The organism is Tardiphaga sp. (genome assembly GCF_044340795.1).
Classification (GTDB): domain Bacteria; phylum Pseudomonadota; class Alphaproteobacteria; order Rhizobiales; family Xanthobacteraceae; genus Tardiphaga.
Genome location: NZ_JBIISY010000038.1, coordinates 21855 through 36967, shown reverse-complemented (window position 1 = coordinate 36967; position 15113 = coordinate 21855). Strand labels below are relative to the sequence as shown.

Below are 15113 nucleotides of genomic sequence, written 5' to 3'. Positions count from 1 at the left end.
GGATAACTCAAACGATTTTAGATTGCATACTCCCACACTACAACTAGAAAAACGACTTTTTATAGTTAAGCAACAAAATTCTTCCCTGCTTAAGGTTGGGGGCAGTCTTGGGTGGCGCACGAAATACGGCCGATGCTCCTTCAGAAACCGATGGCGTTACACGTGTCTGACTGGTGTTGTAGTCCGTCGAAAGCGTGAAACCTAAACGGATGTTTTCCCGGGCTCATCATCAACTCGCACGATACTCCGCTGTAAATCCGGACTCGCGCAGCAGCGCGACCATCAACGCCGCTTGATCAGCGGCACTTCCCTCCTCATCGAGAGCAACGGCAACCGGTCGTCTGGTCTAATATCGGACAGGATGAAATCGAATTCGATCATGCACATATCGGTAAATCTCGTCGGGGTCGTGACGAAGCGAACGCGCCAACTCCTTGATGAACTCCTGATCTTCAGCGACCATCGACAATATCCGAAAGCCGCCCACGGGGGTCCATTGCGGGACTGTCGCTTCGGCCCAGCTCGACCATACTAGGGCAAACGTCAGCATGATTCCGCTAAGCAACGCCCGAAACGCCGCGATCAAACGATCAACTTGTTGATGAGACGCCGCCATACCGTAATCCCCCTCGGCCCTCGACCTCGCCAGGCGCGGTCACCATTCCCACCGCAACCGATACACACTGATCTCTGATCAAATCAGACACACGCGACACACGCCCCCCTCAGCAATTCATGCCTTGGGATTTCGCCGCACAACATGTCAAAGGAAGTACTTAGTTTGATACGACCGTAACGCGACTCGTACGATTTCCGGCATTGTCGTATGAATAAGTAATCGTCGTTCCGTTCACGTAAGTAACGGATGCCAATCGACCGCGCTGATCGTAGGTGTAACTGATGGACGCGTTGGCGCTGACGTCCGTTGAGACTAAGAGTAAAATCCCCGTCGAAAAACAAACGTATTCATGCCCCCTAGATTGGTAGGGAATCTATCTACTTAAGGCTGCACTTCCATGACGGCTATATTATACCGGAAAAGTTTACAGACGCTTCGAGGAATTCTCATTACATTTTGGGGGTCGCATTTTGGGCTGGTGATGAGATATTCGGTGTACAAATTGCCAGCCAGTTCCATGCAGATCAGATCCCTTGAAGTACGGCGACGCGCGTTCCGGTTCGAGCAAGACATTGACAATCGCCACTATGATATAGCTGGCGCTTGCCCCAGGCATCGAACGAGCCCGCTGTACGACTACCCGCTCTCGTCGGTCAGGATGCCACCGAGCCGAGATTGATCGAGATGGGAGTAGCGCGCCATGACCGTGGCGGCCTTTCTCCGAGATCGGAGCTGACCCGCAGCCAGCGTCCGGCCATAGCCGGGCGCGTGCTGTAGAAGCGCCAGACCTCCCATGCGTCCTCGATGATAACGGCAGCACGGGTCGTCGGCAGGTCTGCGTCTTGTAGACGACCTCAAACCATTCAGACAGTCGATGTAACTCGACCACCTCTCGTCGTTAACAAGGTACCGATGGAAATTTGATGACAGGTTCAGGGAGCGTTCAGCCTGCGAAAGGACGGGCGCCGTAGAGCGGAGCCTTTGAAGGAACTCTTCGTCCTCGGCAGAACTTTCCCGTGTCGAAGTCCAGCTCATCGTTGTAGATCGAGTCGACATCCCCCGGTGATCAATCCGTCGTCGATTGTTATCAGGCCTATCTGAGCGAAGCGGCGCATTCGCAGGATAGCGTGGACGGTAAAAGGTCTTACATACATGCGCGCTTGTCCATTCGCGCATCGTGAAGAACAAGAGCTGTGATATCGCGTCAGGCTCTGCACGGGCCGCCAAAGCTATTGAGCCCATGATTATATCGTTATTTCAATGATGTAAGAGTTCGCAGTTATATTCTGAATGGCGCGCCAGCCATCCCTCTGAAAAACAATGAGTTTCAAGATAGAATCGAACGAGGCCGAAAACCACAAATCAACTTTGTCCTCGAAGCGCCAAGAGCCGACATCGTCATCGCTTCCCGTTGCATTTCCTGTAGGTTCCAATTCCGATGATATTCATCGCGATCGGAACCAAAGGATTCATATTCACCAACCGCCTCTCTCCACCTACTGCGCATCAAAATTTCGGCGTTCGGTCGCCGTGAGCTTCTGACGTTGCGCGGCTGACAGGTCGCCGGCGCCGATTACTTGCACCGGGCTTGCCGGGTCCTGCTGTTGCTCGGTGGCAGCACGGCGCTCGGACCGCTTGTCTTTTTCCCCGGCCGGCTCACCACTCGAGCCGCCCCCATAACCAAGCACCTCGACGATGATGACCGACGGCTGCGCGTTGTTGCTTTGAGTGGGCGTCGCCGTCTGCTGGGTGGCTGCATTGGCATTCGACGACGACAACGCGGCACTAATGCTCGGAGCCTGCACGGTGGGAATGCCAGTGCTCGTCCCCTGCACCTGGATATTCGCGGCATTCAGCACCTGCAGCGCAGCGAGGTTGATGTTGCCCGAAACGCGGATGCCGGCTTCGCCGGCGTCGATGGTGCCGAGCGGCGCGATGAGGTCGATGTTGCCGGGCGCCACGTCCGGGACTGGATTGAGCGTGGCGATGCCGGCGCCGGACGACGGTACCACAGGTGCCAGCCTCACATTGCCATACGCATCCACGGTGCGGCGCGGCGGCGTATAGATGATCGTGCTCTGGGCGCCACGGCCGGCGTTGATGTCGCCCTCCGCCGACCACGCGGTGATGTCGCCGCCGAAGGTCGTCATGATGCGCGACAGGCCGAGCAGCACGCTGCCATGTGCATAGATGTTGATGCTGCCCTTCTCCTGGGTGATGAGGCCGGCCGTCGATGGCGGCGCCACCCCCTCCACGCCGACGACCACGCGACCCGCCGGGGTCATGAGATTGATATCGCCGCCGCCAAGCGTCCGCACGCCGGCACCACCATACATGATGATGTCGCCGCCGCGGATGTTCGGATTGCCGTTGGCATCGCGGTCCGGGAACAGCGTGGCGATCGCCTCGCGGCCGCGCAGATACGAATTATGGCGCGGCCCCGACGCGTCGTTGTATTCACGCCCGCCCATCTTCAGTTCGGCAAAATAGATCTGGCGCAGCAGGATGGCCTGCTGTTCAGCCGGCAGCGTTTCGAACGCCGCCTTCGCAGCAGCTTCGTCACCGCCATGACCGTGATTGACCTTCATCCAGGCGTACAGCATGCCGCTATAGGTGAAGGACAAGCCGGTCTTCGCGTTCTCGTCGAGATAATAGACCAAGGCATTGCCGCGATCGCCCCGATAACCCTGGCTCTGCAACCAGACGAAAAGCAGCTCGTTCGACGGATAGGTCGCACGCTGGGCATCGGTCAGCGAGTCGCTTTGGAAATAAGCCGGCGCGCCCGCTTCGTCGCCTTGATAGTTGAACCTGGTCTTCAGCCAGGCGGCGAGATCGCGCTTCGAGACGAAAGCATCGGCGGTCTGCACAGCCTTGCCGGGCTGATCGGCGAGCGACGTGCCGGTGACGGCAGCATTGGCCGGGTCGAGATAGCGCGACGCCAGTGCCGCAAAGTCCGGACCATTCGCGCCTAGGCCTGCCGCCATATAGACGCTGGCACCCGTACGGGTATCGCCGGAGATGACGGGGCCGAGCGAGACGATGCCGGCGCGGTTCTCCATCAGGATGTTGCGGCCGGCATTGATCTCCAGCGCGCCGGGGCCGGCGATGCTGAAGGAGCTGTAGAGAATGTCGCGACCGGCCGAGACGATGGAGACATCGGTCTCGGACGAATGGACGATCAGGTTGCCGGTGGATCGTCCGTTCGCGCCCACATTGTTCGGCAGAAACGTGAACTGTTCGAGATTGGTGCCGCTATTGACGATGTCGCGGCCGGCCTTGATCCAGACCGGACCGCCGGCTTCGTAGAAGGTGCGGCCGACCAGAGCCGTGCTGTCGAAGTTCGACATGATCTCGCCGGTGCGCAGGCCGACGATGTCGCCGGTCACCGCATAGTAACGGGCCGGAGCGAGATCGTAGAGACCGGAGGCCGTATCGGCACCGAAGGCGAAGATAGTGTTCTCCACCTGGAACGCCAACGGGCTGAGATTGCTGATGGTCGCCGGGTTGAAGGGCGTCGGCATCACGGCCGGATCGGCGCCGGAGCGCGTCACGGCATAACCGCCGGCATAGATCGAATTGCCGGCGAGCAATTCGAGTTCGCCGTTCGCAGACGGCGCCAGCAGCAGCGAGTATCGCGTTGCGGCGCTGTTCTGATAGACCGCCGACGGTCCCATATAGATGCTGCCGGCAGGCGCGACGGCGCGCAGGATCGACGGATAGACGAAGCGGCCCGCAGTCGCCCCGGCATTCGGATACGGCGTGATGCCGTCGCCGCTGCCAAAGGTGTGGCCGAGCTGGGTACTCGGGGTCAGGTTGCCGCCCGCGGCAAACATGTCGATCGCGGTGCGGTCGGTCCACAGCGTGAACCACGGCGTCAATTGATAGCCCGTAGCGGCGTCGATCGCGTTCGGATCGATGCTGTTGGTGCGACCGGCGTCACGGACGCCACTGAGCACGAGGTCGCCACGCGCGGTCAGGCTGAAGGTGGAGTCGCCCGGCATCAGCATCAGGCCGCCGCCGGCATAGGAGGTCGTCGATGTGAAGGCGCCATAGGCGCGTACTTCCTTCAGATCCTGATAGGCGGCGAAGGGTCCGTAACGCAATTCGATGCTGCCCTGGCTGGCTGCGGCAATCCCGGTATGGCCGCGCAGATTGGCGACCAGGCCATTGAGGCCGAGATTCTGCTGCCGTTCCTCGAAGCTGACGGTGATATAGGCATTTCGCGCGGAATTGAGTGCGCCGCCAATGCGGACATCCATGTCGCCGCCGCCGGTCAGGGTCAGGCTGCCATCGGCGCCGACACGGCCAGTCGAGGCCACGGCCAAAGTCAGTGCCTGGCTGCGCGGGAACTGGCCGCCGCTCAGGCCGCCGGGGCTGAGCACGTCCACGGTGCCGGCATTGCCGCCGGTCTCGAGCCGCAGATCGCCGCCGCCGAGGGTACCATAGCCGGTGAAGCCGACGAGGTAGGGCATGCCCTCGATCGCATATTCGGTGGAGGGCGACGCACCCGCGACATAGGTGCCGAAATTGATCCACCAGGCCGCCCCATTGGCGCTGCCGGCCACATCGCCCTGCCGCCACAGCCAGTTGGCGGGATCGGTGCTGGTCTTCTGTGCGGCGCGATTACCGTCCGTGCCGATGCTGGTGCCTGCGGTCCAGGCATCGCCGGTGATATCACCGCCGGCGCGCAGCAGAAGATTGCCGCCGAGGGTCGGATACCAGGCCTGATAGGTGCTGTTGGCGCCAGCAACGACCGCTTCATATTCGCTGCCACCGAGGCCGAGCACGCTGCTGCCGGCTGTCGCGCGCGACTGGTTGAAGACCGTGGAAACGTTCTGCGACTGTGTACCCGCGGTGTAGACACCATAGGGCGAGCGCATCGAGATATTGCCGCCGGCGACGATATCGAGATCGCCGGTGCCGGTGCGCAGCACGCTGAAATTGGGATTGGCCGGATTGCGCTCGATCACGTCGCCGACGATGGTCGTCGGCGGCGTGCCGGGAATCGGGTCGCGCAGCCGGACGCACAGGCCTGGCATGTCGGCGCAAGCGGCTTCCCATTCAGCGCTCACCGGTGTGCCGGGCGTCAGCGTCGGATCGATCTCGGGTGCGAGGTCGCTCCACAGATAGCTGACCTTGACGCAATACATCGGTGCGTCGGCGCAGAGGTCATTCGGGAACCAGTCGTCCGTGATCGGTGTCCCTGCCTGGCCCAGCCCGTCAGCTTCGGCCTGTTCGTTCCAGTACCAGACAAAGCCCGGCAATTCGGGCGTGCCCGGAATGACCGTGATGTCGCGCTTGTCGAACACGGTGAAATGCGTGTCGGCGAGCGTGAGATTGCCGTTGGCATCGCGCGGCCGCAGCGCGCGCTGGTCGGCGGCGGTGATGTCGGCACCGGCGACCATGCGCAGCGACCAGCTCTGCGAGCCGGCCGGCAGCATCGAGGCCACCGCCCAATTGGCGCCCTGATTGCCGTTGCCATCGGCAGGCCGCAGCGGCAACGAGATCGCGCCTGTCGGCAGTTTCAGATTGGCCTTCGACGGAATGAGCCCGCCCATCGGCAGTGTCACGCTGCCATCGAGCGTGGCCGCGACCGGCAGCACGACACCCTTCGGCCAGGTCATGGCACCGAGCGACAGGCTGACCGGCGCGACGAACCCCGCTCCGAGCCTTGTGCCAGCGGCGAGATTGATAGGATTGGCGAGACGCGTGCCGGCCGCGTAGAGCAGCGTGCCATCGGCCGCGCGGACATCGCCGGCGAGAATGGTGTTGGCAGGCAGCGTCACCGCAGCCGTCAGCGTCGCTTCGGCAGGAAGCTGGGTGCCGATCGGCACGGTCATCGCCTTGACCGGCAGGTCGTAATTCACCGCGCGGCCGGCGGGGTAGATCGTGCCGTCCGCGAGCGTGACGGTGTTGCCGCGTGGCACGATGACGTCGCTGCCATAGGACAACAGGCCCTCGCGCAGCATCCAGCCGTCGTCATCCGCCGTCGTCGCCGGCTTGGCGAAGCCGTCATTGATGCTGCCATAGATGTTCAGATTGCCGCCGGCGCGGATCGCCAGCGAGCCGACTTCGCCGGAGCCGCGGATACCGGCATTGTAAGGGAAATTCGGATTGAGGCTGGCATAGCGATAGCCGGACAGATCGAGATCGCCCTGCACCACGATATCGCCATCCGCCGTGGCGCTGACAATCTCGACGCTCGGGCGCAGATGGAAAGCGTCGCGATAGGTCGCGTTGTTGAGCCCGGCGAGCTTGCCGTTCAGTAAGGCCGTGTTGGCGAGTGCATTGGTGATGAACGCGGTGCTCTCGCCATCCAGGCGGTCGAGATAGGCCTGGTCGATGACCTGATACGGCCGACCGCTCGCTGCGGGATCGGTGCCATAGTCAGCATCGCTGTAGCGCTGCACCGCATTGACCGCGATCGAGCGCGCGCCGCTGATGGTGATCGTGCCCGACGCATCGATGGCGATGTCGCCCGCCGTCGCGCCGCCGAGCCGCGGTGCATAGAGATCGAGCGTGCCGCGTGCAACGCCGTCATTGGTCCAGGCGCCTGTCCCCACCGGCACATCGGTGCCGTGGCGCAGATCGACGCGCAGGCCGGAGCCGAGGGTCAACGTGCCGTCGCCGGAATTGAGTTCGACCACCGCGCGGTTCGGGCTATCGATGATCTTGCCATAGCTGTCCACGCGCAGGCGCTTGCCATGGGCATCGAGCAGCGCGCTGCCGGCAATGGTGAGCCCCTGCTTCGCCGCAAGGCGGATCACGCCGACTTCGGCGCCGCTGGCATCCACCGTGCCGACCACCGTGAGCTGGCCGCCATCGACGGAGAGATTGATCTCGCCGGCCTTCAGGCCGTCGCCGATAACGAGATCACCCTGCTTGAGCTGGAAGCTCCGGCCGCCATGCATGTTGCCGGCATTGAGCCGCGCATTGAGCGCTGCGAACTGGTCGGTGAGCGTGCCGCCGTCGCCAAGGCGCTGGGCGCGCAGGTCGATATAGCCTGCGAGATAAGGCACGATGGTGCCGCCGGCATCGTATTCGCCCGACGTGCTGCCGAGGATTTTACCTTGAAGATCGACCACGCCCGCGCTGGCGCCGAGCGCGGCCACCGAGAGGCGGCCGGCATGGTTGTAGCGCGCAGACAGATCGATGACAGAGCCCGCCGCCTGACGGACATTGCCGCTGCGGCTCTCGAAGATGACCTCGCCGCCCCAGCTATATTTGGAAGCGTCGTAGAGGCCGATCTGTCGGCCGGCGAGATCGAGCTGTGCCGCATCGGTGAGGATGACGTCGCCTTCCGCGCTCGCGGTGAAGCGGCCGCTCGGCAGCGCCACGGTGGTGGCGAGGGTGATCGCCTGGCCTTCCAGCTTCAGTTCGGCACCGAGGCCCTGATTGTCGGTCAGCTTGGCCGGCGCGGCGCCGCCGGGCGTCGCGGCCAGGATCGTGCCGCCGGCCTTGATGCTGCTGTTGGAGCCGGCTTCGCCGGTCAGCATCGGCGTCAGCAGTGTGAGATTGCCGCCGCTATAGCTGTAGCCGGTCGGCGCATAAGCGCCGCGGCTCTGATAGACGTTGAGGCTGCCTTTGTGGTTCGCGGTGATGCGGTCGCTGGCGTCAAACGTGACATTGGCGAAACCGAGTGCGAGCCGCGCGACCGTGTCGATGCCGCTGATCTGCACGCTCGGGCCATAACCGAGCGTGATGCGCTCGGCATCGACGACGAAGGACCCGCTGCCGGTACCCGCGCCACCGGCAATGATGGCGCCCGGCGCCCGCGTCGTGCTGCTCCAGACCAAATTCTGAGTCCGGATGGTGGCGACGTCGGCTGCGCTGCCGGCGCCATAGATCGCCGGCGTACCAAGCACGAGATTTGCGATGCGCGACTTGCCGGAGGCATCATAGGTGTCCAGCGTCACCGTGCCGAAGATGTTCACCGCCTCGCTGGCATTGAGGATCAGGCTTTCCAGCGCCGGCGCGCCGGTGGAGGTATCGCCGCGCAGCAGGCGATCCAGCACGGCCTGATTGAGCATCAAGCCGGACGGCAGCGCGCCGCTCGCGCTGGCAGCAGCGAGCGCGGTATCGGTGCCGATATTCACCGCACCGACTCCGAAGGAGAGATTGCGGGTGCCGTAGCGGACGTTTTCGCCGAGTTCGAACCGATTGGTGGTGGCAAAGGCAATCGTGCCTTCCGAATAGAGTGTGGTCGGTGCCGCGCAGTTGCCGCTGGCGCCGCAGGCACCGATCAGGATCGCGCCCTGCGCGGTCACGGTCGCATCCGCCGGCAGCACGTCGAGCCAGCCATTCGAGATCGCCAGCATCGAGCCGCCGAGATCGTTGCCGGTCTGGGCCGTGTAGATAAATCCGTCGCGGGAATCGAATGGTGTCGCGCCCATGCCGAGCGTGTTGATGCCGGCACCAGCCTCGATGGTGATATGCGAGGTGGTGGGCGACCCGCCCGTCAGCAACACGACTTCCGGGGCGCGCAGCACCGCGCCTTCACGCAATGTGATGCTGCGGGAACTGCTCAGGCCGGTGAAGGTGAAGTAGTTGCCCTGCTGACCGTAATTGACCTGCGGACGCCCGCCGATCACGAGCCGGCCGGCACCGAGGGCATTCAGGGAGTCGGCGTAGAGCGACACGCCGGCAAAGCCCGCTGTGGGCGCCGCGCCGGCCGCCATGATCTCGAACGCCGCACCACCGGAGCTGCCGATCACCACGGCCGATCCCGCAAAACCATCCTCGGCGGCGCTGAAATCGACCTTGCCGGCGAAACGTAACGCTTCAGCGACACCATTCTCGGTGAACTGAAGGGTCAGTGTCTTGCCGTCCAGCGGGATCATGGCGCGCGGCACGCCGAGCCGCGCCGCATCCGCCAGCGCGAATTGCGCATAGGTGGTTTCGTTATATTGCGACAGCTGGCGCACGGCATCCGCCGGCGTCACGATCACCTGGCGGTTCAGGCTTTCGCGCACCTGCGTATGGGCAAAGCCGAGCGCGCCGCCGGCCATCATCGAGCCATTGGCCATGGTGCCGCCGCCAGTGGCGCCGCGCGGATCGGCGGCGCCGATCTCGATGCGGAAGGCGCCGGGCATCAGCGCATAGCTCGCCGGCAGCAGCGTATAGGTGCCGGCCGGGAGGCCCGGCAGGCTGCGGTCCAGCGTGATCTGCTGGCCGATCAGCGGCGCGGCGGAGCTGCCGCCGACCGGCGCGTGGCCGGCCGTGTAGCCGGGAACGATGGCATAGACGGCATTGCCGCTGTTGCTCGCCTTGTAAGCCGGATTGGCGGTGGCCAGCGGATTGTTGAGCACATCCACCGAACCACCGCGGCCGGAGATGAAGCCTGCGCCGAGCAGCTCGCCGCCGCCGGAGAGATCGACCTGCGCGCCGCCCTGGATATCGACACGTCCGCCGCTCAGCACCACGCCACGATTGGTCGAGGCAACGCCTTCGAGCGCGATCTCGCTGCCGGCATAGAACCAGTCGATGTCATCCACCGTGCCGCCATAGGGCATCACCAGCCCGCGCGACGAGGTCGAGGTGATGCTGCCGGGCAGCAGATTGACCTGCGCGGTGACGGACGAATTGGCCGAGCCGACCTGGATGAGGCCCAGCGGCGCCCGGATCGTGCCGCCCTGGTTGATCGTCGCGGCCTCCATGTTCAGCGAGCCGAACACCGAATGGGGCTGCTGCGTCGGCGCCGCCCCGGTACTGCGGATGGTCAACGTGCGCGTTTGATCGAACGTGGTGCTTGCACCGCTTCCGCTGGTGACGCCGGCGCGGATCGTCGCGATCGCGCCCGTGGTCGGGTAGAGTTGGCGCCCCGCCAGCACCAGGTCGCCGCGCGTGCGCAACGAGGTGCCGAGACTCCCGGCCCCGGGCAGGAAACGCAGGTCACCGGAGCTGGTCAGTTCGACATCGTCAAAGCCACGGCGATCAAAGGTGAAAACACCGCCCGACGACGCATTGCCAAATGTCGATGCAATGCCAAAACGCACCTCACGCTGGATATCCAGCAGATCCGCGGTCACCGCAAACAGCGCTACGCTCGCCCGCGTGGACGAGGTATCGAGATAGCTGACCGGAGCGACCAGGCCCTCCGTGATGTTGCGGCGGGTGATGCCGGCGATCGAGACATAGGGCGCTGCCAGCGACACGCGACTGTCGCTTCGCGCGGTTTCGGTGAGGCCGAGTGTATTGGAGAAGAGCTGCAGGTTCTGCCGCATCGAGAGCGAGACGTCGCCGCCGAAGCCGATGGCTCCGTGGCTGAGCAGATTGAGGCTGTCGAAGCCGCCATCCGCGATCTGATCGACGCCAATGGCGCCGCGCCCATAGATCAACTGATTTGCGGCGCCGTCGGGTGTTGCATCCGCCGCCAGCGCGCTGGCGGTGTGCGTTTGTGTCAACACCAGTTCGCGCGCCCGCATCACGCGCGGCGTCGCATTGCCGGCATAGACCGGCGTTTCCAGCGCGATCGCCAGCGTACCGCCGGCTGCGCCCTGCCCGCCAGCGCGTGCCAGCCAGGTTCCGCTGAGATCGAAGCCGTTGTTGGACGCAAACGAGATCGCGCCGCCATTGGTCGCGACAAGCGTCTCGCCGCTCTCCCACAGATCGAGCGTCGCCGCTGCACCCGACGCATCGAGCAATGCGCCATCACGCACCACCACGAACAGGTTCGGCGCCGTCGCCTGGCCGGTTGCCGTGTCGAGTTCGCCGCCGATCGTGATCTTGCCGCCCGCCAGCACCTCGCCGTAGCGGCGTCCGCGGACATCAGTCGCGGTGTAGGCGCGGCCGGCCACGTCGAGCACCGCATGCTCGCCGATCCAGATCGAACGGCCATGACCGGCGGTATTGATCGCATTCTGGCTGTCGCTGGCGAGGCCGATGCCACGCACCGCGATTTCACCGCCCCATGCATTCAGCCGGCCGTCGATGGTGATCTGGCCGGCGCCGCCGATGTCAATGCTCTGGCCGGGATCGACGCTGATCTCCGCGTTGGTGCCAATGCGGAGTGTAGGCGCGCTGGTGTTGGTCGGCGACGACGCGTCCAGGCCCGCCGACAGCGTCAGGCTCGCGCCCTCGCGCCAGGTCAGCAGCCCGGCGCGCGGATTTTCGCTGACCAGCGGCTGCAGCCATGGCTCCAACGCGCCCGTGCCGTCAGCACTGGCAAAAGCGTCCGCCGTGACGCGATAGGTCGGCATGACCACATCGAGCACGGTGCCATCCGCTACCGTCAGCCCGTGATTGCCGGTGATGTCGTAATGAGCGAACCCCGTCCGGAACAGCGAGGTGCCGAGACGCAAGCCTGTCACGCCGTCGGTCGCGCCGTCCGAGATCACGATCTCCGGCCCATGCGCAATGGTCAGCGTACCGCCGCCACTCACGCCATAGGCCTTGATGGTGCCATCCAGCGTCAGCCGCCCATTGGCACTGGCTATGGAGACGGCACGGTCCGCTTCCAGCGTCACATCGCCGCCGCGGCCGCCTTCGATATCGCCGCCAAGCAAGATCGCAGCCCCGGACGAGACGTCGATCACACTGCCGGCGGCGAGCTTGATGTCGCGGCTGGAATTGAGATCGACCGTGCCGCCATCAACATAAGCGCGCTTCCCCAGCGCATCCTTGTCGAGCATGCCGTTGGCAAAGACACCGCGCACGTCGATGGTCGCGCCATCATGCAGCGTCGTGGTCGAGCTGTCGTTCCCGAGCAAGACGGTGGTGCCGAGAGCGGCACTGTCGGATGTGAAGATATTGCTGGTCGTCACGCTGCCGCTATGCGCGACGATATCGGCACGGATGTCGATATTGGCTGCGGTAAGTCTCACCACACCGCCATCGGCCATCCTGAGATCGCTGTTGACGGCGATGCTGCCGCGCGTCGCGAGATCGAGGCCGCCGAGCTGCTGATCCTTCAGCCAGCCGGCATCGAGCCAGAGCGTGTTGCTGCGCCCGGTCGGCAGCACGCTATCTGCAGTGATTCCTGCGGTGATGTCCGCGACATCGCCGATACGGACATCCGTGTTGAACACGCCTGCGCGGCCGATACCGGTATATTGAGCGAAGCCTAGCGTGCCGTTCTGCGCGACCGTGGTCTGCGTCGCCTTGTAGCCATCCGTGACGCCGCTGGCGCGCTTGCTGTTCTGATACGTGCCGGTGACCGTGTCGGCGACGATGGTCGCTGCGATCAGGCTGGTCGGTGCCGACAGGTTGAGCCGACCGGCATCGCGGCCGACGGTGTAGCCCTCTTCCCAGCGCTTCGAGTTGCGGCCTCGGTCGAACACCGTGGTCCAGATTTCGGTGAGGCGCTCGTCTTCCTGCCCCTGGATGTTATGCGAGCGGCGGAAGGCACCGGCATAGCCGATATATTTCAGGTCGCCCGGCGCGCTGTCGGCGCTGTAGCGGCGGCCATTGCTCGCGATCAGATTGGTGGAGTGGATCCAGCCGCTGGCATAGTCGAGCGAGCCGCCGGAAATGTCGAGCACCGATCCCTTCTGCGCGATCACTTCGGGCGCGGAGAGCGTGATGGTGCCGCCGATCGCCGCCCATTCACCGATCCTATGCGCCGTATTGGCCAACTGCCCCCCGACTTCGAGCAGACCGCCTTTGGTGTAGTAACGGTCGCCGCTATAGCCGCCCGTGCCGTTGGGCACCAAGGTCAGCGAGCGAACGTCGATCCAGACGTCGTTGTTCTTCAGCGCATCGGCTTCGCGGTTCTGCGGCGAGTCGCGCAGCTCGTTGCCCTGCACGTTGATCTTCACGTTATTGGATTCCATCGCCAGCGCGACGCCGCGCACGCCGGAGACGTCGAGCCGCGCGCCATCTTCGGCAAAGATGCGCTTGCCGGCCGTCGCCGCGATCTGGCCACCCTGCGCGGCGGTGTCGGAACCGCCCTTGAAGGTGATGTTGCCCCCGGTGACGATCTCGATGCGCGACTGATCCTGACGATCAGCCAGCAGCGACAGATTGTTGAAAACCGCATGCGCCGCACGTGCGGCATTGGCGGCATTCGACGCGGCGATCAGTGCGTCGCGCTGGCCGTCGAGAGCAGTCGCCTTGCTGTCGAGTCCTGGCAGGATCGTTGTCAGACTGCCGGCGCTGCCGACCTCGGGCAGGATCGTCGTCAGGCTGCCGGCGTTCAGCGTGATGCTGCCGTCGCCGTCATTGGTCGCATTGAGCAGGTGAATCGTGCCGCGCGTATTCACCGAGGTGGTGGCGATCAGCACGCCGTTCTGGCTGATGTTGCGCCCGGCCAGCGTGATGTCGCCCTGCTGCGCGAAAATGAGACCGGAGTTGCCGACGATACCACGCGTGGCGCCAGCCGCGATGATCGGCGCGATCTCGATACCACGTGTCGTGGAGGTGGCATTGCCATCAGTGGTGAAGCCGGGCCGCAAGTTGAAGCTGTCGCCAGCCGCGAGCAACGCTTGCCCGTTCGGCGTGCCGATCGAGCCCGCGTTCTGCACTTCCGATCCCAGCATCAGCACGAAACCGCCGCCCGACCTCACCTCTTTTGGTGCGTGAGTATTGATCGACGCTCCTGTTTCGACGATCACTTTCCCGACTGTAGCGGTGAAGCTCGGCGTGAATGTCGAACCCGACTGCGCACTGAAAATGCCGTGCGCGCGGAAATGATCATCTGTGATCCCGGCGGTGGACGCGATCAGCGAGCCGACATTCACCTGGCTGTTGCCGCCGAAAATGATGCCACTCTGATTGATGACGTAGACATGGCCATCAGCCTTGATGTTGCCAAGGATCTGGCTCGGCGCCGTCGCATTGTTGACCCGATTGAGCGCGACCCAATTTGCCTGCCCTTGCTGATCGAAGGTCAACGTCGTCCGCGCGCCCACATTGAACGACTGCCAGTTCAGGATCGCCTGCTGGGTGAGCTGGCGAACATTCACCTGCGTCTGGCCCGCACCGTCAACGCTTTGCGTCGGCGCGTTGGCGCCAGTCCATCCAGCCGGCATGTTCGGCATCAGGCCGCCGGCACCGAGGCCGTTGGGAACCGCAATCGGAGCGGTGGCAGATGTTTGTGCCGCAGCGGCAGCCGCTCGCGCGGCGGCCTGGATGGTTTGGATGTCCTGCAAGGCACGCGCAGCGCGTGCAAGGGACTGCTGGCTTTGCGCAGCCGCGGCGGCGGCCTGCTGTGCGGCCTGGGACGCTGCGTCTGCCGCGATGTTCGGCGCTGATACAGCACCGCCTGCGCTGCCGCCATTGAGCGAGCGCGCATGCGCGGCCGGCGACAGAGCGAGCAGAACGAATGCGCTGGCGCCGGCCATCAATGCCGCGCCGTGGCCAAACACGCGATTGCGCTCGGATAGGTCTCGATCAGCAGGCAGGCGGCGGAGCATTGGGCGAACTTTCTCGTGATAAGCTGTCGTCGTTACAGCAGCGCAACCGCAATTCCCTTCGTCCGCACGATGCAGACGGCGGCGCTGCGGGCGCCCTATCTGTTGGACGTCACCCTCACATTTCCACCCGCCACATTTTTCAT

Annotated in this window: 3 protein-coding genes; all 3 read right to left on the bottom strand. The window is 64.1% G+C overall.

Features of this window, described 5'->3' with window-relative positions; all coding sequences use genetic code 11:
* Positions 1–346 precede the first annotated feature (346 nt).
* On the bottom strand, positions 347–616 hold the full coding sequence (locus ACIQ17_RS08950; RefSeq protein ID WP_398467561.1) for a hypothetical protein: 270 nt from the start codon (positions 614–616) through the stop codon (positions 347–349).
* 160 nt (positions 617–776) lie between these two features.
* Positions 777–944 carry an RHS repeat domain-containing protein gene (locus ACIQ17_RS08945; protein ID WP_398467565.1) on the bottom strand — a complete coding sequence of 56 codons (168 nt, stop codon included), beginning with the start codon at positions 942–944 and terminating at the stop codon, positions 777–779.
* A 1171-nt stretch (positions 945–2115) separates the two neighbouring features.
* Complete coding sequence (locus ACIQ17_RS08940; RefSeq protein ID WP_398467559.1) at positions 2116–14970, bottom strand: filamentous haemagglutinin family protein; 12855 nt, start codon at positions 14968–14970, stop codon at positions 2116–2118.
* Between the last annotated feature and the right edge of the window lie 143 nt (positions 14971–15113).

Bases quoted from the DNA above. Each gene is read 5' to 3' on its own strand.
- ACIQ17_RS08940 (WP_398467559.1), bottom strand. From the start codon at position 14,970: ATGCTCCGCCGCCTGCCTGCTGATCGAGACCTATCCGAGCGCAATCGC.
- ACIQ17_RS08950 (WP_398467561.1), bottom strand. From the start codon at position 616: ATGGCGGCGTCTCATCAACAAGTTGATCGTTTGATCGCGGCGTTTCGG.